At 51.6% G+C, this 18,765-nt stretch carries 21 protein-coding genes; 12 read left to right on the forward strand and 9 right to left on the reverse strand.

Translation table 11 applies throughout. The features are described from left to right. Window positions 1-255: 255 nt before the first annotated feature. Together TREPR_RS06575 and TREPR_RS06580 are read left to right on the forward strand one after the other, a co-directional pair. Window positions 256-657: a pyridoxamine 5'-phosphate oxidase family protein gene (locus tag TREPR_RS06575; protein WP_015707518.1), complete on the forward strand. Its 402-nt coding sequence runs from the start codon at window positions 256-258 to the stop codon at window positions 655-657. 53 nt (window positions 658-710) lie between these two features. Then, a complete protein-coding gene (locus TREPR_RS06580) occupies window positions 711-1,145 on the forward strand; it encodes an Rrf2 family transcriptional regulator (RefSeq protein WP_015707519.1) in 435 nt (144 codons plus the stop codon). Window positions 1,146-1,152: 7 nt separating this feature from the next. On the opposite strand, the gene TREPR_RS06585 is transcribed toward TREPR_RS06580, so the two are convergent. From TREPR_RS06585 to TREPR_RS06600, 4 genes are all read right to left on the reverse strand, one after another. After that, entirely contained in the window at window positions 1,153-1,605 is a 453-nt protein-coding gene (locus TREPR_RS06585; protein WP_015707520.1) for a MarR family winged helix-turn-helix transcriptional regulator, read from the reverse strand. After that, window positions 1,595-2,950, reverse strand: a complete 1,356-nt coding sequence (locus tag TREPR_RS06590; protein ID WP_015707521.1) for an MATE family efflux transporter — start codon at window positions 2,948-2,950, stop codon at window positions 1,595-1,597. The genes TREPR_RS06585 and TREPR_RS06590 overlap by 11 nt, the downstream gene beginning before the upstream one ends. Window positions 2,951-3,041: 91 nt before the next feature. After that, window positions 3,042-4,133, reverse strand: coding sequence for a HAMP domain-containing sensor histidine kinase (locus TREPR_RS06595; protein ID WP_015707522.1), 1,092 nt, complete (start codon window positions 4,131-4,133; stop codon window positions 3,042-3,044). Continuing rightward, complete coding sequence (locus TREPR_RS06600; RefSeq protein ID WP_015707523.1) at window positions 4,130-4,801, reverse strand: response regulator transcription factor; 672 nt, start codon at window positions 4,799-4,801, stop codon at window positions 4,130-4,132. Before TREPR_RS06600 ends, TREPR_RS06595 begins: the two co-directional genes overlap by 4 nt. A 193-nt stretch (window positions 4,802-4,994) precedes the next feature. On the opposite strand from TREPR_RS06600, the gene TREPR_RS06605 reads away from it, so the two are divergent. From TREPR_RS06605 to TREPR_RS06630, 6 genes are all read left to right on the forward strand, one after another. Beyond that, a complete protein-coding gene (locus TREPR_RS06605; RefSeq protein WP_015707525.1) occupies window positions 4,995-5,642 on the forward strand; it encodes a hypothetical protein in 648 nt (215 codons plus the stop codon). Then, on the forward strand, window positions 5,633-6,700 hold the full coding sequence (locus TREPR_RS06610; protein ID WP_015707526.1) for an AAA family ATPase: 1,068 nt from the start codon (window positions 5,633-5,635) through the stop codon (window positions 6,698-6,700). The genes TREPR_RS06605 and TREPR_RS06610 overlap by 10 nt, the downstream gene beginning before the upstream one ends. Further along, entirely contained in the window at window positions 6,697-7,809 is a 1,113-nt protein-coding gene (locus tag TREPR_RS06615; protein WP_041611056.1) for a VWA-like domain-containing protein, read from the forward strand. Before TREPR_RS06610 ends, TREPR_RS06615 begins: the two co-directional genes overlap by 4 nt. 108 nt (window positions 7,810-7,917) lie before the next feature. Next, on the forward strand, window positions 7,918-8,940 hold the full coding sequence (locus tag TREPR_RS06620; RefSeq protein ID WP_015707528.1) for a DUF362 domain-containing protein: 1,023 nt from the start codon (window positions 7,918-7,920) through the stop codon (window positions 8,938-8,940). After that, a complete protein-coding gene (locus tag TREPR_RS06625; RefSeq protein ID WP_015707529.1) occupies window positions 8,933-9,832 on the forward strand; it encodes a permease in 900 nt (299 codons plus the stop codon). The genes TREPR_RS06620 and TREPR_RS06625 overlap by 8 nt, the downstream gene beginning before the upstream one ends. A 152-nt stretch (window positions 9,833-9,984) precedes the next feature. Next, window positions 9,985-11,202: a pyridoxal phosphate-dependent aminotransferase gene (locus tag TREPR_RS06630; protein ID WP_015707530.1), complete on the forward strand. Its 1,218-nt coding sequence runs from the start codon at window positions 9,985-9,987 to the stop codon at window positions 11,200-11,202. Window positions 11,203-11,233: 31 nt separating this feature from the next. On the opposite strand, the gene hisS is transcribed toward TREPR_RS06630, so the two are convergent. The 5 genes from hisS to TREPR_RS06655 all read right to left on the reverse strand — a co-directional run bounded on the left by hisS (window position 11,234) and on the right by TREPR_RS06655 (window position 16,072). After that, the gene (gene hisS / locus TREPR_RS06635; protein WP_015707531.1) at window positions 11,234-12,556 is read right to left on the reverse strand and encodes a histidine--tRNA ligase; all 1,323 of its coding nucleotides are present in this window, start codon (window positions 12,554-12,556) and stop codon (window positions 11,234-11,236) included. Between the two features lie 46 nt (window positions 12,557-12,602). Beyond that, window positions 12,603-13,397 (reverse strand): hypothetical protein, encoded by a 795-nt coding sequence (locus TREPR_RS06640; RefSeq protein WP_015707532.1) that lies wholly within the window; start codon window positions 13,395-13,397, stop codon window positions 12,603-12,605. A 16-nt stretch (window positions 13,398-13,413) separates the two neighbouring features. Further along, window positions 13,414-14,646, reverse strand: a complete 1,233-nt coding sequence (locus tag TREPR_RS06645) for a DUF362 domain-containing protein (protein WP_015707533.1) — start codon at window positions 14,644-14,646, stop codon at window positions 13,414-13,416. Between the two features lie 33 nt (window positions 14,647-14,679). Then, the gene (locus TREPR_RS06650) at window positions 14,680-15,399 is read right to left on the reverse strand and encodes a HEAT repeat domain-containing protein (protein ID WP_015707534.1); all 720 of its coding nucleotides are present in this window, start codon (window positions 15,397-15,399) and stop codon (window positions 14,680-14,682) included. A 118-nt stretch (window positions 15,400-15,517) separates the two neighbouring features. After that, a complete protein-coding gene (locus TREPR_RS06655; RefSeq protein ID WP_148257247.1) occupies window positions 15,518-16,072 on the reverse strand; it encodes a hypothetical protein in 555 nt (184 codons plus the stop codon). Window positions 16,073-16,154: 82 nt separating this feature from the next. On the opposite strand from TREPR_RS06655, the gene coaD reads away from it, so the two are divergent. From coaD to rnc, 4 genes are all read left to right on the forward strand, one after another. Then, a complete protein-coding gene (coaD, locus tag TREPR_RS06660; protein ID WP_015707536.1) occupies window positions 16,155-16,631 on the forward strand; it encodes a pantetheine-phosphate adenylyltransferase in 477 nt (158 codons plus the stop codon). 771 nt (window positions 16,632-17,402) lie between these two features. Then, complete coding sequence (gene rpmF / locus TREPR_RS18145; protein ID WP_081468643.1) at window positions 17,403-17,591, forward strand: 50S ribosomal protein L32; 189 nt, start codon at window positions 17,403-17,405, stop codon at window positions 17,589-17,591. 61 nt (window positions 17,592-17,652) lie between these two features. Further along, the gene (gene acpP / locus TREPR_RS06670; protein ID WP_015707537.1) at window positions 17,653-17,889 is read left to right on the forward strand and encodes an acyl carrier protein; all 237 of its coding nucleotides are present in this window, start codon (window positions 17,653-17,655) and stop codon (window positions 17,887-17,889) included. Continuing rightward, entirely contained in the window at window positions 17,834-18,706 is an 873-nt protein-coding gene (rnc, locus tag TREPR_RS06675; protein WP_425358173.1) for a ribonuclease III, read from the forward strand. Before acpP ends, rnc begins: the two co-directional genes overlap by 56 nt. Window positions 18,707-18,765: the final 59 nt, after the last annotated feature.

An 18,765-nucleotide genomic window follows, 5' to 3' on the forward strand; every position in this document is an offset into this window, starting at 1 on the left:
CGCTAGAAATAGCAAAATGTGAAACATTTTGCGAGACTTATGAGGAAACCAACCGGGTTTCCTCATAAGTCCAATATCCTGTATGGATGTTGCGAGATGTTAAGGAATTGTTAGTAAAATATTAAATTTGGGGAAATTTCTGGATATTTACGATTTTTCCGTATATGTAACACTTGACATTACATTAAGCCGATAGTATAGTCAAATTGTAACATATAATGTTACATTAAATCTTTCCCTTTTAAGGAGTTTCGTATGTTTGATTTTGAATCGGTATTGAAGAAGAACCCCAACGGAGTGTTGGCGACACAGGACGGCGCGAAAATCAGGACACGGGTTTTCCAATACCTGTTTGCGGATGGGAAAAAAGTCTATTTCTCCACCAACAGTGAAAAGCCGGTCTATGCCCAGCTCAAAGCGCACCCACAGGTATCGTTTTGCACCTATCCGGCGGACTTTAACCCGGTAGTGTCCGTCAACGGCAGGGCGGTTTTTATCGAAGATTTGGGGCTCAAAACTCGTGCTCTTGACGAAAACCCCATGATAAAGGGGCGTTTTAAAACACCGGATAACCCCACCTTCAAAATTTTCTATATTGAAGCCGAAGAAGTGGAAACCTTCAGCTTTACCGATGGTTCGAAAAGTTATACACTCTAAGCATTAACCTATGTCCCGTTTAAATGCGGGGCATAGGCAAAAGGAAACGGTTAATGCAAATAGGGACGAAATTTTCTATTGCGATACATATCTTATTGTGTGTTGAAGTATTTAAGGGTGAATATAAAGTTACCAGTGATTTTATAGCGGCAAGTGCCAAAACCAATGCGGTAATAATCCGTAAATTTATGGGACTTCTAAATAAAGCCGGTTTAATTGAAATAGCCCGTGGGAAAGGCGGCGGGATTACATTAATGAAACCGCCTGAACAAATTACATTATATGATATTTATTGTGCTATTGAACCGGTAGAAAATGACAGTCTTTTTAAAATACATAAAAATTCAACGCCCCAATGCCCTGTCGGTGGAAATATTATAACCTTGCTTGATCCTTATTTTCAAAAAGCCCAAAATGCCATGGAAAGTAATTTAACCCAATGTACGTTACAAAATTTATTAGATGATTTAACTACATTACGTTCTTAATTGTTTTTTACTGATCAGAAATGCCGGGTTCTCCCGTGATTGATAAGAAACGGTTGATCAGCGTTATCAGGCTGCGGGTTTCGTTTTTGCCAAAGCGGCTGATAATTCCCGCAAGTCGTTTTTCGGTTTCCTTTTCCGTCTTTTCGATAAAGTTGGTTCCTTTTTCGGTGAGGGAAAGCACGATGCATCTCCGGTTTTCTTTGTTGGTTTCACGGGTTAAAAAACCTTTTTTCTCGAGGGAAGCAAGCATTTGCGAAACTGCGGGTTTTGTAACCGATAGTTCGTTTCTGATTTTTTCACCGCTCAAATCCCCGCTGTGTTCCTTAATATAATAGAGCAGGGTAAATGACGCCAGGTTCATCTCATCTTCTTTAGCAAGGGTTGCCGGGTGGAAGGTATGGGTAAATTTTTTTAACATGAAAAGGGATCGCAGTAATTCATTGTGCAGTTCATTTTTCATGGTGTTTTAACTCCTTTAAAAGGCCGGACACCAAAATAAGCGCGACCACGGTAGTAGCTATATCCGCAAGGGGCTGTGAATACACAAAGCCTTCGAATCCCGAAAAATGATTAAGTACATACACCAGGGGAATATAAAACAAACACTGTCTCCCCAGGGATACAATCGTCCCCAGTACCGGCTTGCCAAGGGCCTGAAAGGTTATCATAATCGTCATTTGAATCCCCATAACAGGGAGTCCGAATAAAAAGGCGTGTAAAAAGGTTGCCCCCGCCGCAATCGTTTGGGCGTCATTGATAAAAAGCGCAATGATGCTGCGGCCTGCCAGGGCAAAGACACCGACAAAAAATAACGCCAAAGCGGTGGTATATACAAGGGTTATTTTCATGCCCTTTTTAAGGCGCCCATAATTTTTAGCCCCGTAATTGAATCCGGCGAAGGGCTGGTATCCCATGGCCAGGGCCATTATCAACATGAAGCTTAAACTTTCAACCCGGATGGTAACCCCCATACCGGCAATTACCATGTCCCCGTAGCTTGCGGCCATAAGGTTCCGCACCGCCATTGCCAAGCTCATCACAATATTTGAAAGCGCTGCGGGCAGCCCGATTTTAAGAATTTCTCTGTATATTTTCCCGGAAGGCTTAAAATCCCTGGGGTGTATCGAAAGCATAGTATGGGGGGATATAAAACACCACAGGAGATACCCAAGCGAAGCGGCCTGTCCTATCACGGTGGCCCATGCCGCGCCTGCGGTTCCCATGTTTAAAACCGAAATAAACACCGGGTCAAGAATGATGTTAATGATGATGCCGATGAGTGTACCAACCATTGCCTTATCGGTAGCACCTTCGCTCCGGATTTGTCCCGCCAGCGAAATATTGAGCAGCGCAATTACAATAAACGAAGAAATAATCGAAAAATAACTATCCGCGTGTACAAATGTTGCGTCACTCGTTCCGATGACATGTAAAATCGGCTTACGGAACAGAAGCAGCGCAATCGTAATAACAAAGCCTGCCATGATAGTTGTGTAAAAAGATACCGCGTTAGTACGTTTTGCGGTTTCTGCTTCCCGTGCGCCGAGCATACGGGAAATATAACTTGAGGCCCCCACGCCGAATATGTTCCCGATACCCTGGGACACCATAAAAAGGGGCATTGCCAGAGAAATCCCAGCCACCATGTTCGGGTCTCCGGTTTGCCCGATAAAAAATGTATCGGTCATATTGTAGACCAACTGGGCGATCATGCTGAACATCATCGGGAGCGCAAGCCGGATAATGGCGGTCCAAACCGGCGTTGATTCCATTAGATGTAAGTTCTTATTGCCCATTTGCGCCATTGTTTACCTCGTAATTATTAAACTATTAAAAGTTAAGATATTTACTTAAAGATAACATAAACTATTCATCATGACAAGAGGAAAATTTCAATTACGTTTTTTCCCCGATTTTCAGACGGACCGTAAAGCTTGTACCTTCCCCGGCCCTGCTTTTAACCGTTATTTCGGCGCCGGTCATATCAATCACCTTTTTCACCAGCGCAAGCCCCAGGCCGTTGCCTTCCTGTGAATGAGAACTATCCCCTTGGTAGAATTTATCGAAAATGTGTTCTTGCGTTTCCTCATCCATGCCGCAGCCGGAGTCTGTAATTTGTATTCGAGCAAAGCCATCCGCCGCTTTCTTTAAGCTCAAGGAGATGACTCCCTTGGGGGCGGTGAATTTGATCGCGTTGGCAATAAGGTTGTTCCAGACAATTTCCAGCATAGTTTCGTCATAAGAAACGGTTATCTCGTCCAGAGCCGCCTCGAAATTGATGCTTTTTTGTTCCCAAATATCCTCAAAAGCAAGGGCACAACGACGAAGCTGTTCGCCCAGTTCATAGCAAGAGGTGGTGGGGAGAATTTTCTGGTTTTCCAGTTTATTTAACTTGAGAATATTGGAAACCAGGGCGGAGAGTTTCTGGGAGGAGTTGACGATAGTTTTGATGTATTCATGCCGTTCTTCCGGTTCCAGGTTTTCGTTCTGTAATGCCGCAGCGTAGCTCTGGATAACCGAAAGGGGGGACTTGATTTCGTGGGATACATTGGCGATAAAATCATTTTTCATGATTTCGATGCTTTCAAGTTCCTCAGCCATGGTATTGAAGTCATCAAACAAAACTGCCATATAGTCTTTTTTTCCGTCTTTACTGATCGGAGTAACCCGAATCGCAAAATTCCCAGCAGCTATCTTTTTCGCCGCCTCTCTTAAACGCCGTATTGGACGCCCCTGGGACCAATAGCGGATAAAAGTAGTTAACCCCGTCAGTACCGCCGCACTGAAAACAAGCCAACCGGTCAGCGCGATGATAAAAAACTCAACCGTATCCCGACCGTCAAGTATGATTTGTTGATAAACATACATGTGGAGTCCGTTAACCACTACCAACGCAAGAAATATCCGGAGACTGTCTTTGAATGCCGTGTTGGCATTGACCCGTTTATCGGCATTTTTTTTCCAAAAAAAGATGGTCTCCCACTTCACTTGAGTACCGCCTTATAACCCAACCCATGGACGGTTACAATTTCAAAATCCTTACAAGCGGCAAATTTTTCCCGCAGTTTAGTAATATACACATCTACCGTGCGCGGGGTGCTTTCATTTTCCGTACCCCAGAAATCGTTCATAAGCTGGTTCCGGGTAAAGGTTTTCCTTGGATACGACAGGAGTTTGAACAGGACATTGAATTCCCTGATCGTAAGGGGTATTTCTTCCCCGGCCAGGGTCGCCGTCATCTCATCGGCATTGAGGACGAGGCTTCCGGCGCTCAGTTTTTTTTCATTGGCGATATTCGCCCGCCGCAGGAGCGCGCCCACACGCAGGGTTAATTCATTCATGTCCACGGGCTTGACCATATAATCGTCAATGCCGATACGAAAGCCCTGCTCCTTTGATGCAATGTCATCACGGGAGCTCATAAAGAACATGGGGATTGTTTTATCCTGTTCCCGCACCATGGCGGCGAACTTGAAGCCGTTGATTTCCGGCATCATGATATCCGAAATAATGAGGTCGATGACGGTATCTATCATGCGATCAAAGGCTTCCACCGCCCTAAGGCAGCCGATTGTCTTGTAGCCATGCTCGGTTAGATGGGCGCAGACAAGGCGGTTTAGTTTTTCATCGTCCTCAACAACCAGTATGTTGATCATGGGATTCCTCCTTAAGGTGGATTTTATCATAAATTACAAAAAAGGTTGTTAAAAATTTGTTAAATGTTGCGTGACAAGGGGGATGCGTTACGGGGAAAGGCCTGATGGGATAGCACCATATTTTATATTGCTTAGGTTCACGTCCTATTGCCGCTAAAGAAAAAATCCCCCATACTTTATGCAAGGATGTCCCATGCGTTCCCTGGGTGAAAAAAAACAGGATTTCCTCAGAAAAAAGGCCAATGAAATCTACGCCCCCTTGGATCATACCAATGAGTTGATAGACGATCTCTACGACGAGGTCAGCGGCCCGGGCTTGCAGGTTCCCGGGTTTATCACCACCAGGCTGGAAAACCGCTTTACCTACCGGAAGGATTATCAATTTTACAGCGTAAAAAATACCGCAGGCAACGGGCTGAACCTGGAATTCTATACCAGGATGATACGGGGGCTCCTGCCGGAAAAAAGGCTGGCCCTGAACTTTGATATCTTTAAAATCCAGTGGGGCTGGCATATTTACAAGACCGGGTTTATCCATTTGTTTCTGGATAGGCTGGAAACCATAGAACGGGAGTACCTGGAATACGCCGCAAAGGCGGAGAAGGAAGAGAGGATACTGCAAATTACCAGGAACAGTATTGTTACCTGGATTGATGCGGTCCTGAAGGACGGGGGCTGGGCATATCGCACTGAAAAGGAAGATGATAGGATTACCCTGAAGGTGGAGCTGAAAAACCGCCGGATCCTGGAACTGCCCGTGTACTATAGTTCCTTTCAAGAAACAATACCGGGCTTGATCAGGGCGATTCGGGATCACGAGGGGGAGGAACAATGGGAGTAAAAATCAATACCGGGGAACTGCTGAAAATTCTGGAACTAACCCCGGACCACCAGAACATCATGCTGGTGGGCAGGCACGGCATAGGCAAGTCGGAGATCATCGAACAATTTTTTTCCAAACGGGCAGCCCGGGTAGTAACCCTGTTCCTGGGCCAGATGAGCGATCCCGGTGACCTTATCGGGCTGCCAGCCCTGGACAGCTCCACGGGGAAAACCGAGTTCCGGCCCCCCTGGTGGTTTCCCCTGGACGGCAAGCCGGTGGTCCTTTTCCTGGACGAGCTGAACCGCGCCCGGCCGGAAATACTCCAGACCGTGATGGACCTGATCCTCACCAAAACCCTGGCGGGGAAAACCCTGCCCAGGGGAAGTCGGGTCATTTCTGCGGTCAACGAGGGGGAGGAGTATCAACTTACCGACCTTGACCCGGCCCTGCTTTCCCGGTTTAACATTTACTATTTTTCCCCTACCCCCGGCGAATGGCTGCTCTGGGCTGCAGAGCGGAAACTGGATCAGCGGATCATTAGTTTTATTGAGCAGAATCAGGATTGCCTGGACGGGGAAATTCTGCTTGATGCGGGGCTGGAAAAGGGGGCGGACCGCCGGTCCTGGGTCAGGGTTTCGGAGATCCTTTCCGGGGCCGGGGAAATTGACGAAACCCTGGAACGAATCATCTCAGGCATTGTGGGTATAAGTGCGGCTTTTAAGTTTTCTGAATTTGTGAAGAACAATACGGGCCTGGATCCCCGGACAGTTCTTTCCGGTTTTGAGAACAAACGGGAAGAATTGGAACGCATGGATGTCCACGAGCTGACCACATTGAACGAAAGTTTTTTCAGGATTATCGAAATTGAAGAAACCGGGGAACGGGTAAAGCAGTATATCGAAAACCTGGAACAGTACATTAAGTGGCTGAGCGGGGAAAAGCGGAATGAAGTCCTGGCCCACTGGACCACCCTCTACGAATCCTCTCTGTACCCGAAAACCAAAGTAGCAATACTGAGCAATTCTATTTATATTTTCCAGAACATTGTTAGTTTTATTGATGGGATCAAATTGTGAGTTCGAGCGGTCTTAATGAGCGGATCAGGGAGATAAGCGGCAGGTGGTATATGCGGGAGCCATTGCTGCTGCTCACCTTGTTGTCCCACCGCCTTGTGGCCAACGATACTATCAAAGCCCTGCGATCCGGGAAAGGGATGATAGAGTACAATCCCGCCTGTCTGGAAGGCCTTTCCGATCCGGAACTGGAAGAAAAGATAAAGATAGAAACAGTGCGGCTTCTGCTCCGCCACCCCTACCGCAGGCCGCCCCAAAACGATCCGGCCTTTTCCCTTATTGCCAGTAATATTACCCTGAACGAATTCTATGCCTTCAAGGAGCTCCCCTACAGGGCTTCCGATTATTGGGAGGACCCTGGGTTTAGGAAGCAGAATTTTGAATTTTATTACCGGGAGTTAAAAGGTTTAGGCAGCGATTCTGACAGCGGTGAGGATGCCGAAGAGGCCGCGCTCTGGGACGACGATGACTACATGGATCAGAAGATGAAGGGCATGGTTTCCCAGGCGGCGCTGAACAAAACCTGGGGCAGCCTCCCTGGGGAATTGGTAGAAACCCTGGTCGCAAGTCTCCGCCCGGCAGTGGATTACCGGAAGATACTCCGGGGCTTTCGGGCCATGGTCCTGTCCGGGGAAAAGGTGCTCACCCGGACCAAACAGAGCCGGCGTTACGGCCTTCTGTACCTGGGCCGCAAGAATCAGTTTACTACCCGGCTTTTAATCGGGGTGGATGTGAGCGGCTCAATTTCCGGGGCGGAACTGGACCTGTTTTATTCAGCCATGAACCGGTTTTTCTATTACGGGGTTAACACCCTGGAGCTGTTGCAATTTGATACCCTTATCCAGGGGGAGCCGGTGCTGATGCGGAAGGCCCGGAAGGCCATTGAGGTGACTGGGAGGGGAGGTACCAGTTTTCAGCCCCTGTTCAACTATTTCTCGGAGAACCATAAAAACTACGACGGCCTTATAGTTTTTACCGACGGTTTCGCCCCCATACCCCAGCTTGCCCCGGCCATAGCCCGGAAAACCCTCTGGATCTGCAACAGTAAAGCTAACTACGAGCGCCACTGCGGGTGGATGGGGAAACTGGGACGATGCTGCTGGATAGAGTAGACATTTTTATTACCATACATTTGTTAAGTTATAATTGTAAAATTTAAAAATCGTCTTTACCAATAGTACATATCAGCCTATTATAGTAGTAAATTGAGGAGGCATTGCATGAACATCCTGAATGGAAAACGAAGGGGATACCCCGTTTTAGTGGTAATTTTTTGTCTGGGGGCTTTGATTTTTTCAAATTGCGCCTCCGGTGACGCAAAGCCAGCCGCCCAGCTTGATTCCGCAGTTCCTGCAGCGGCCACCGGAAGTGCCGGGACACCAAAGGTCTATATGACCACCGATATAAGCCCCGCTGGATTGGAGGCCATGTATGAAGCCCTGGGGCGCAAAGTGAGCGGCAGAGTGGGGGTAAAACTCAGCACCGGGGAACCCGGGGGCCATCACTTTCTTTCTCCGGACCTGATTAAAGACCTGGTCCAGTCGGTGAACGGCACTATTGTTGAATGTAACACCGCATACGGGGGCCGGCGTGCGAATACCGCCATGCACAAGCAGGTGGCCATCGATCATGGTTTTACCGCCATAGCCCCGGTGGACATCATGGACGAGGAAGGCTCAATCAGCCTGCCATTTCCCAAAGGGAAAAACATTACTGAAGATTTTGTGGGTTCCCATTTTGCCAATTACGATTCCTATTTGGTGCTTTCCCATTTCAAGGGCCATGCCATGGGCGGTTTCGGCGGGGCAATAAAAAATATATCCATCGGCATGGGTTCTACCCAGGGGAAAGCCTGGATTCACAGCGCAGGAAAGAGTAAAACTAATCCCTGGGGCGGCCCCCAGGATGTGTTCCTTGAATCCATGGCGGAAGCTGCAGGGGCGGTGATGAACAGCATGGGCGACAGGATTGTTTATATCAGCGTGATGAACCATCTGTCGGTGGACTGCGATTGTTCCGATAATCCTGCCCCTCCTGAAATGGACGACATTGGTATACTGGCATCCCTTGACCCGGTTGCCCTGGACAAGGCCTGTGTTGACCAGGTATATGCATCGGATACCCGGCGGAGTGCCTCCCTGCGGGAACGTATTGAATCAAGGAACGGCATGCTCACCCTGGACCATGCGGAAGCCCTGGGCCTGGGCAGTCAGCAATACGAACTTGTGGTGATCAATGGCTGATGTGATCAAACGGGAGCTTATCTACCTCTGGTATTATTTCGATGTCCAGTTCAGGCAGATAGCGGGCTACTATGTCCTGGGCATGGCCTTAGGCTCCCTGATCTCCGTATTCGGCAAAGACCGGATCCACGGGCTTTTCGCCGCCCTTCGCTCTAAAAAGCTCGGCGCCCTGGGGGTGATCCCCGCCTCTCTTCTGGGCATTGCATCCCCCCTCTGCATGTACGGCACTATTCCTATCGCCGCCTCCTTTGCCGAACAGGGCATGGAGGAAGACTGGATCGCAGCGTTTATGATGGGTTCTATACTGCTCAACCCCCAGCTCCTTATATACAGCGTTGCCCTGGGGCCTGCAGCATTGCTGATCCGCTTTGTTTCCTGTTTTCTCTGTGGTGCTGCGGCGGGGCTTTGTGTACGCTTTTTCTTTAAGAACGCCGGTTTTTTCTCCTTTACCCGGTTCGCTGAACAGTCAAACCACGATACGGACCCGAACCTGTTTCTGCGTCTCCTTAAAAACATGGGCCGGAACATAAAAGCTACCGCCCTGTACTTCATCATCGGAGTTGCCCTTTCCGCATTGTTTCAGCGTTACGTGCCCCCGGATGCCATGGCAAAGCTCTTCGGTAACCGTCGGGGCTTCGGGCTCCTCATGGCCGCCACCATTGGTGTGCCCCTCTACGCCTGCGGAGGCGGCACCATCCCCCTGCTCTCTGCCTGGCTCAACAGCGGCATGAGCCTGGGCTCCGCGACAGCCTTTATGATCACCGGCCCTGCCACGAAGATCACCAACCTGGGGGCCCTGAAGATAGTTCTGGGCCTGAGGAATTTCATCTTCTATATCGTTTTTGTCATCCTGGCAGCTCTTCTTAGCGGCGTGGTTGTTGATTCGTGGTGAGGGGTACATACCCCCGCCCTCAGGGCGGTTAATAAGGGTATGTACCCGAATCCAATACCTTATGAGAACAACAACCCCGCTTGTGGCGGGGTTGTTGATTATCTATTCAATATTGCTCCATAATATGCTAAACTGCCCTCAAGGAGAATCCTATGTCCATAGCAAAGGGCGTAAAAGACGCTTTAAGTTCCTCGTCCATGATCCGGAAGATGTTTGAGGAGGGCAACCTCCTGAAAAAGCAGCACGGGGCCGATAAGGTCTTTGATTTTTCCATCGGGAACCCCGATGTGGAGCCTCCCCCGGCGTTTCATCGGGTGTTTCTGCGGCTTGCTCAGGAGGACGCTGCGGGTAAGGCTCCGGGTTCCCACGGCTATATGCCCAACCCCGGCTTTCCGGCGGTGCGGGAGGCTCTGGCAAAGAAGGCTTCCCGTGAACAGGGGGTTGCCCTGGAGGGGTCTCACATTATCATGACCGTGGGCGCCGCCGGGGGGCTTAACGTGGTGTTTAAAACCTTACTCAACCCCGGTGACGAAGTGCTGGTCCCCAGGCCCTATTTTATGGAATACCGATCCTATGTCTCCAACCACGGGGGGGTCCTGAAAGAAGTGGATTCCCTGCCTGACTTCAACCTGGACCTGGGGGCAATCAAAAACGCGCTCACCGAAAAGACCGCAGCAATACTGATCAATTCTCCCCACAACCCCACAGGGCGCATCTACCCCGCGAGAACACTAGGCGGCTTGGCGGAAATTCTGGTGGCCCATGGCAAAAAAACCGGTCGCTATCCCTTCCTGGTGGCGGACGAGCCCTACCGTGAAATCGCCTACCTGCCCTCGGGGGTGCCGCCGGTACTTTCCGTGTACAAACATTCTATTAGTGTCACCTCTTATTCCAAGAGCCTTTCCCTGCCCGGGGAGCGCATCGGTTTTATCGCGGTGAACCCGGGCATTCAGGACGAAGCAGATTTGCTGAACGGTCTGGTCTACGCCACCCGTATCCTGGGCTACGTAAACGCACCGGCCCTGATGCAGCGTATTGTGGCGGAGCTTACGGAAGAAAAGGTGGATGTGAATATCTACGCCCGCCGCCGGGACGCTTTTAAGGAAGTGCTGGACAAAGCGGGCATCAAATACGCCGAACCCGAAGGCGCCTTCTACCTTTTCGCCAAGGTCCCGCCAAAAAAGGGCGCCCCCGCCGGTTCAGCCGGGGATGACGGCGCCTTTGTGAATCACCTCAAACAGTACCTGGTGCTGGGGGTCCCGGGGGCCGGTTTCGGCCAGCCCGGCTGGATCCGCTTCGCCTACTGCGTGGATGAAAAAGTCATCCGCGCTTCCGGGGAGGCCTTTGGGAAAGCCATGGAGAACTGGTAAGTTCTGCCGCCCCAGGGCAAGCTCCGGGGTATTAAACCGGACTCACGAATAAAGCTATTAGTTCTTCCGGGGAAAGCCCTTCCCGGTTTTCCCGGGTAGAAAGATTACGTACTGTAAAGACCGGTCCCGCGCTCTCCCCGGGGATGATCATCCAGGGTATGCCCCGTTTCTCCGCCAGCATAAATTGCTGGGTAAGTTTTTTTGGTTCTGAAAACACTTCGCAGGGTATGCCCGCTTCCCGGAGCCGGGCGCCCAGGGCCTGGTAGACCCCGCCGTCCTCTTCCCGGACGCAGGCAATGGCAACCCTTGCATAGCTGCCCTGGCCTTCCAGTTTCCCCAGGCTTTCCAGGGCGGCGATGAGCCGGTCCAGCCCTATGGAGGAGCCCACCCCGGACAGTTTTTCCTTGGAGTACAGCCCCGCCAGATCGTCGTAACGGCCCCCGGAACATACGGAGCCGATTTCCGGCAGTTCCGCAAGGAAGGTTTCATACACGATGCCCGTGTAGTAATCCAGTCCCCGGGTAATTGACGGGTCCAGGGTAAAGGAATCGGCGGTCCCTGTATCAACCATGAAGCGGCGGATCAGGGCAAGCCGTTCCGATTCCGGGCAGGGGCCCCCGGCGGCCCGGGTAATTGCCTCAAGGGTTTCTTCAAAACTCCCCTTAGGCTCAATATAGTCCAGGATTTTTTCTGCAACTTGCAACGGAGTTTCCCACGCATTTCCCGGATTACCCAGGGCTTCCAGTTGTTCCCTCACCGCGTCCTTCCCGATCTTGGCGAGCTTGTCCACGATCCGCAGCACCTCTGCGGAAACTTCCGCCGCACCCAGGGCTTTTAGGAAGCGGTTGAAAAGGCCCCGGTGGTTGAGCCGTATGCTCACGTTCCCGGCGCCTATTGCCCTGAGGGTATTCCGCATCATCAGGAGTATTTCAAAATCCGCTGCTGCTGTGTCGGAGCCTACGGTATCAAAGTCGCACTGGGTAAATTCCCGGTACCGGCCCCGCTGGGTGTTTTCTCCCCGCCAGACCTTTGCAATATGGTAGCGTTTGAAGGGGAGGGTGAGGTCCGAGCGGTGTTCCGCCAGGAAGCGGGCAAAGGGAACCGTGAGGTCGAAGCGGAGGGCCACGTCCCGGCCCCCGTTATCGGTGAAGCGGTAGATTTGCTTTTCTGTTTCGCCGCCCCCCTTTCCCAAAAGTATCTCCGCATACTCCAGGGCGGGGGTATCGATGGGGACAAAACCGTAGGAGCGGAAGGATGCCTCGATTTTTTCCACCAAATTCCGGCGTTCAATTTCCGCTTCCGGAAGGAAGTCCCGGAAACCTTTTAAAATTTTTGGTTCAATTATAGAGGCCATATATACTCCGAAGTGTGTAAAAAATTTCCCCAATAGGGGGGGTGAATCATTTGGCGATCTTCACCGGATTCCGGATAGTATACCAATAGTCGGCGATTATTTCTACTAATTCAGGGGAGAAGGAAAGGTTTGATACGGTCCGCACCATGCCCTGGGGCAGGGTATCGGCGTTGGCCACGATTCCTGTCAGGAGCAGCCGGGTGTTTTTAAGGATGATCTCATAGGCTACCGGGGTCCCGGGGATACGCAAGGGGGAACCAAGGGGCTCCATATGCTCTATGCTTTTGGTGGTAAGGCTGAGGATCTGTATCTTTTTGGTTTCCTTGCCCGCCTCGGAGATGATCGATTCTGCGGTATACCCCAACTGCTTGGCCACCGGGAGGGTCATCCGTATCAACAAGGTCCCATGTTCTTCATACTGGCGCTGGAGCCGTTCCTGGGTCTCCTGGAAACCTCCCAGTAAATTGATCAGCTCCTCTGAGATGGATTTAAAGTCAATGGTAAAGACCCCCACCCGTTCCCGCCCCTTCATTGGTTCCAGGGCCACCAGGGTGCTCAGGAGATGGAATTTAGCCGGCGCCCGGCCTGCTGGGGCAAAGCTTATGGAAAGGCTGATGAGGGTATTGATGTATTTATTGAAAAAAACAAATTCCTGCTGGGCCAGGGTCGCCAGGAACAGGGATCGTTTAAAGCCGAACTGAACGGGGATGCAGATGATACTGTACTCTTCTATTTTGAGGAAACACTTATTCCGGTCCACACCCAGCTTTGAAAGCACATAGGGGGTACAGGTAAGAGGCTGGTTACCGTACTTTTCCAGAAACTGGGATGCGCTGGCCATGGTTCCGCCTCTCCTGTCAGGGTATGCGGCGCAGGGTTATACTGCCCTCATCCATGGTAGCGGGGATATTAGCCTTTTGCAATTCAGCCATGGAAAGCCTGAGCCAATAACCGAAGGAGCCGGGCTCAGTCCCGTCCGGGTCCATGGAGACTGCGCGCCGGTTTCCGGCTGCCTGGGCGGCAGGGATCAGCACGTTTTTGCTGGCCCAGTAATCCAGGGCTACCGGGTCCGTGCTGGCGGCGATCATGTTTTTCTGGACTGCCCGGGCGTAGGAAGAGCCGGGGCCGCCCTCGGGGGTGATCCAAATCATGTCCAGGATATTGAGGACCGGGAACCGGGTATTGGCCATCTGGGAGCCCATGCCGCCCCGGCCCACGCTGTTGTGGGGGGCCATGTTGGTCAGGGAGTTGGAAGGGGTGCCCATATAGGACTTCATGGCCCCGGTTACCTGGTACTGTCCGTGGGATTTCAGCACCGGAGCATTGATTACCTTGAGTTTTTCAGAATCGTAACGGCTGCCGTCCCAGATACCCTTTTTAAAACTAACCCTGGTCCCGTATTTGGTGGTAAATTTAGCGTAACTGACCACCAGGCCCGTGGAAAGGGCCCCGTCTTCCACCACAAAGCCGTCGTTGGTGTCCCGGCTGTCAAATTCACCCACCCTGGTACGGGTAAGTTTGTCCCAGAGCACCCCGGAAACCTTCTTCCCCTGGCGCTCAAAAAAATCAGCCACATCCTGGGCTGACTGGGTACGATCTTTGGAATTGGTATTGTCCCAGTCCAGGCTGCCCCCGGTGCGCTGGGAGCCGAACATGGACTGGCCGTTGTCGGCGATGATCACCTCGCCCCGGAACCCGTCCGGGTGGTTCACAATGTACTGTATCAGGCTTTTGAGGAGATCCGTATTGGTTCCCCCCCGTTCCGCCCACTGGGAATTGATCTTAATCAGGACCACGTCCTCCGGGCCAATAAGCCCGGGGGCATTTCCTCTTTTATAGAAGGAAACCCCTTCCAGGCCACCCAGGAGTTTTGCCACCCCATCGTCGGTTCCGTCGGTGTTTTCCTTGAGGAACACCGTGGCCCCCACGGCTGCCGCCGGGAAGATTCCCGCCAGGGTCCGCTCCGGAACACTGGCTAGCTTCATGGCATTACCCGATGACTGACTCGTTTCCGGGGACAGTATCCCGGCCCCGGTAGCTAAAATACCCGCACCGAGCACCGCCCATAGGGGTAACAGACGCCTTTTCATCCCTCCCGCCTCCTCGCTGCCCCTTATCTGACCTTACCTGGTATTATTTGCGGAGCTGGTCTGGCTGCCGCTACTGTACTTCCGCAGATCGAAGATCAGCTGCCGGGCCCGGTCCTGGACCGGCTTAATATAGCGGCCGTCGGCAATGCGGAGTATGGCCCGTATCGCCGAGGGGTCATGAAGGCCGCCGTTTTTCTCCGCCAGTATCTCAAAGGCTTCCAGGGCTGAAAGTGCCAGGAGGTTGTCCGGGGTGAGTACATCAAAGCGGGTTACCACCCAGGAGATGGTATTCGCCGTTTCTTCATTATCGTTAAGGCCTATCTTTGCCAGGGATTTAACTGCTTCCGTAAGCACCATGGGTTCCGGGTCCGCCAGCATGATCTTGAGCAGGGCGTTTTTTGCCTCCGGGCCGCCCAGTTCCCCTAGATATTCTGCCGACTTGGCCCGTACATCCGGGAAGTTGTTCATCAGCCGCCCGTTTTCCCGGGTCTGGTTGGTAACCCCTTCCAGGGAAAGGTACTCCAAGGCATTACGCACCTCTTCGCTGGTATTTCCGTGATTTATCGCTTCTCCGATATATTCCAGGGCGACCATTTTCATATCCCTTCCGGCAGCCTGGCTTTGCTCACGGATGATCATATTTTCCACCGATTCCTGAAGGTACGACTCTTCTACGGACATCTCCTGCCCCATTACCATAGACACCGTCAGAAGCCCCACCGCAGCTGCAATAACATACTTGATAGCTTTCACTGTAAACTCCTTTTTCAAATATACGTAAATTTATTCTCAAATTGTAATACTTTCAAGTTATGCAAAGCCAGTCATGATAAAAAACCCCAGGAACCCATAATTTCGCAATCTTCCGGCCCTAATTTACGATTTTCCAAAGATCGTCGATCCGTTCAAGCTCGTAGAGCCGCAGACGCTCCTTGGTTATACGGTTTTCGGTAATGGCTTTTACCCGGGTATGGGTGACAAATTCGATATCGTCAACCCGACTATTGGCACGGGAAGGTACAATCACATGGTTAAAGTAGTCCTGTGCGGATTTGAGGACAATTTTCTGGCTTACCAGCCGGGGCGCAGTTTTTGACATACGGTCCAAAAACTCAGGCGAACTGATCTCGTCGATGTAGGCTTTTGCCAAATAGGCCAGCCAGCCGTTATAGTTCCCCGCCTTGACTATGCCGTTGAGGGCTGTTACAAAACGCTCTATCTCCGCTTTAGTGACGGTATATTCCTGAACAGTCACGGTGGCGGGGTCAAAGACCTCTTCCACTGGCGCCGCAACAGGCTCAGGAACCGGCTCAGCAGGCGGCGCCTCCGCAACAATCGGCGGCGCTGCCACAGGCTGGGGAGACTCCGGCTTACTGGCGCAGGATAGGAGACCGATTAAAGGTATAATTAAAATTAAAGTTTTCATTTTATTCAACTCTATAATAGCATACCACAAAATTAAAAGAAAGGCTAGAAAATAGTAAATAAAACAAGTAATATAATGGTATATGTTAAAAGCCGCTTTTCCCGGATCCTTTGACCCCCCCAGTTTTGGTCACCTGGATATCATTGGCCGTGGGGCCGCCCTTTTTGATGAACTGGTGGTGGTAGTGGGGGCCAATCGGCAAAAAAAAGGCCTTTTTACCGTAGAAGAGCGGATCGCCCTGGTCGCGGAACTGGTAAAACCCTGGAAAAATGTAACTGTAGAAAGCTGGGACGGGCTTATTGCAGATTTTATCAGGGACCGGGACATCAGGCTTCTGATCCGTGGTATTCGTGGGGTGAACGATTTCTCCCAGGAATTGGACCTTTCTATATGGAACAAAACCCTGAATCCCAAAGCGGAGACCATTTTCATGAGTGCCGACCCCCGGTACTCCTTACTAAGCTCCTCGGCATTGAAGGAACTGGCATCGTTTCACCAAGATCTTTCACCTTATGCGCCGCTTCTGGTTGTGGAGGCGCTGAAGAAGAAGTTCTCTTAGCTTTTTGCTAATATGCCGGCGGGGGCGGGGAGGTCATCGGGGGGCTAACATGTTGAGTCCGCCTCCGTCAGCCCGCTGCGCGGTCTGCTACGGCGGGGAATTCCATAGACGCCCCCCGATGGCCTCCCCACCCCCGCCGGCACCTTGGTTAAAAGGTAGGGGATTTCGTCCACCCGCAGCGGCGTGTTGGTTCGGTGGGGTGACTTGGTTCTGGGGTGGGGCAGTTTCCGGAGACGCCCTCCTGCTCCCCGCCGGCGCCTTGGTTAAAAGGTAGGGGATTTCGTCCCCCCATAGCGGCGTGTTGGTTCGGGGGGTGACTTGGTTCTGGGGTGGGGCAGTTTCCGGAGACGCCCTCCTGCCCCCCGCCAGCGCCATGGTTAAAAGGTAGGGGATTTCGTCCCCCCACAGCGGCGTGTTGGTTCGGGGGGTGACTTGGTTCTGGGGTGGGGCAGTCTCTGATAGCAACCAAGGCATACCGCGAAAGAGAAGCCCTTTTTCCTCTGAACCAGACCTTGTAACCAAGGCGCCGACGGGGGGCGGGGCAGTCTCGGGGGCGTCTCTGGAATTCCTCCCCGGAGCAGACCCGTAGGGGCTGACGGAGGGGAATTCTACAGGTTAGCCCCCGAGGCTGTTCCGCCCCCCGTCGGCGTATTAGCGAAAAAGCCCTGACTCCCCAGGAAAATGGATATCTCCAGGAAAATGGGCTTGTCAAACTTGACAGTATTTGATATATTGTCTGGACTTTAAGATTTTATAAGTGAGGATTATAATATGGCAGTACCCAGAGCGAACACGTCGAAAGCCCGGACCCGCCGCCGGCAGTCAATTAATATGAAACTTACCGCCCCTACTCTGATTGAATGCAGCACCTGCGGTAATCGGGTTTTACCCCACCGGGTGTGTCCTAAGTGCGGTTTTTATCGGGGAAAGCAGGTAATTATTCCTGAATCAAAGGTTTAGCGCTGATTCCCAGGTCCTGGGCAGGGCGTTTAAAAGTAGAAATTTGGAGGATTGAAAGATTATGGATGAACTGTTTGAGAAGATTAAGAAGCTTATAGCGGATAAGCTGGAAATTGACGAAGGGAAGATTTCCCTCGACGCTTCTTTCCGGCAGGATTTGGGCGCGGACAGCCTGGATACCTATGAATTGGTATACGCTATCGAAGAAGAAATGGGTATTTCTATTCCTGACGAGAAGGCCAATGAATTTGAAACTGTCCGGGATGCCTACGATTTCATCAAATCCCAGCAAAAATAAGAGCGGCGGCTCGGAAAAGCCCGATTCTTCCAGTGAAACTTCCCCCGGAAAACGGGGAATCTCCTTGGAAGTTCCTGCTTTTCCTGAGCTGAGTTCGGCGCGGAAAAAAGAATTGGCGGCCTTTTTAAAAGCCGTCGGCATCAGGTTCAAAAGCTTTGAGCTTTTGAACCTTTCTTTTATCCATCGCTCAATGACCAACGAATCGGGCTACCGTTGCAATAATGAGCGGCTTGAATTCCTTGGGGACTCTATCCTGGGCGCCGCGACTGCTACCCTGCTGTACCAGGGGCTGGCGGACCGGAGCGAAGGGGATCTGGCGAAAATCAAGTCCGTGGTGGTTTCAGAGGATATTCTTGCCGGGGTAGCCCGGGAATTGCAACTGGACGGGCTGCTGATTTTAGGCCATGGAGAGGAGCTTTCCGGCGGCCGGACCAAAAACGCCATCCTGGCAGATGCCCTGGAAGCCTTGATCGGCGCACTGTACCTGGATTCAGGCTACAAAGCGGCTTTTAACTTTATACGCCACCGCATGGGCCCCGAAATCACTCGGGTTCTGGACAACCGCCACTACCGGGATTACAAATCCCTCCTGCAGGAACTTACCCAGGGCCTTTACCGCAATTACCCGGTGTACAGGGTTTTAAAACGGAGCGGCCCCGAACATGACCGTTTCTTCTGGATCGAGGTAAGCGTGGAGGGCAAAACCTTCGGCCCCGGCATGGGGCGCAACAAGAAAGCCGCGGAACAGGAAGCGGCGCGTATTGCCTATGAGGAAATAGGGGACACAAAAACCCCGGCGGATAGTTCCAAAGATTGACAAAAAACGATAACCGGGAAAGGATTGTTTACTTTACCCCTTATTAATGGTAAGGTATA

This window comes from Treponema primitia ZAS-2, assembly GCF_000214375.1.
GTDB classification, from domain to species: domain Bacteria; phylum Spirochaetota; class Spirochaetia; order Treponematales; family Breznakiellaceae; genus Termitinema; species Termitinema primitia.

What these genes read in the sequence shown, in the direction of transcription:
- coaD (WP_015707536.1), top strand. Translation starts at nt 16,155, where the DNA reads ATGTTAAAAGCCGCTTTTCCCGGATCCTTTGACCCCCCCAGTTTTGGT.
- TREPR_RS06620 (WP_015707528.1), top strand. Translation starts at nt 7,918, where the DNA reads ATGAACATCCTGAATGGAAAACGAAGGGGATACCCCGTTTTAGTGGTA.
- TREPR_RS06575 (WP_015707518.1), top strand. Translation starts at nt 256, where the DNA reads ATGTTTGATTTTGAATCGGTATTGAAGAAGAACCCCAACGGAGTGTTG.
- TREPR_RS06640 (WP_015707532.1), bottom strand. Translation starts at nt 13,397, where the DNA reads ATGGCCAGCGCATCCCAGTTTCTGGAAAAGTACGGTAACCAGCCTCTT.
- TREPR_RS06645 (WP_015707533.1), bottom strand. Translation starts at nt 14,646, where the DNA reads ATGAAAAGGCGTCTGTTACCCCTATGGGCGGTGCTCGGTGCGGGTATT.
- rnc (WP_425358173.1), top strand. Translation starts at nt 17,834, where the DNA reads ATGAATTTGAAACTGTCCGGGATGCCTACGATTTCATCAAATCCCAGC.
- TREPR_RS06590 (WP_015707521.1), bottom strand. Translation starts at nt 2,950, where the DNA reads ATGGCGCAAATGGGCAATAAGAACTTACATCTAATGGAATCAACGCCG.
- TREPR_RS06655 (WP_148257247.1), bottom strand. Translation starts at nt 16,072, where the DNA reads ATGAAAACTTTAATTTTAATTATACCTTTAATCGGTCTCCTATCCTGC.
- acpP (WP_015707537.1), top strand. Translation starts at nt 17,653, where the DNA reads ATGGATGAACTGTTTGAGAAGATTAAGAAGCTTATAGCGGATAAGCTG.
- hisS (WP_015707531.1), bottom strand. Translation starts at nt 12,556, where the DNA reads ATGGCCTCTATAATTGAACCAAAAATTTTAAAAGGTTTCCGGGACTTC.
- TREPR_RS06625 (WP_015707529.1), top strand. Translation starts at nt 8,933, where the DNA reads ATGGCTGATGTGATCAAACGGGAGCTTATCTACCTCTGGTATTATTTC.
- TREPR_RS06600 (WP_015707523.1), bottom strand. Translation starts at nt 4,801, where the DNA reads ATGATCAACATACTGGTTGTTGAGGACGATGAAAAACTAAACCGCCTT.
- TREPR_RS06580 (WP_015707519.1), top strand. Translation starts at nt 711, where the DNA reads ATGCAAATAGGGACGAAATTTTCTATTGCGATACATATCTTATTGTGT.
- rpmF (WP_081468643.1), top strand. Translation starts at nt 17,403, where the DNA reads ATGGCAGTACCCAGAGCGAACACGTCGAAAGCCCGGACCCGCCGCCGG.
- TREPR_RS06630 (WP_015707530.1), top strand. Translation starts at nt 9,985, where the DNA reads ATGTCCATAGCAAAGGGCGTAAAAGACGCTTTAAGTTCCTCGTCCATG.
- TREPR_RS06610 (WP_015707526.1), top strand. Translation starts at nt 5,633, where the DNA reads ATGGGAGTAAAAATCAATACCGGGGAACTGCTGAAAATTCTGGAACTA.
- TREPR_RS06605 (WP_015707525.1), top strand. Translation starts at nt 4,995, where the DNA reads ATGCGTTCCCTGGGTGAAAAAAAACAGGATTTCCTCAGAAAAAAGGCC.
- TREPR_RS06585 (WP_015707520.1), bottom strand. Translation starts at nt 1,605, where the DNA reads ATGAAAAATGAACTGCACAATGAATTACTGCGATCCCTTTTCATGTTA.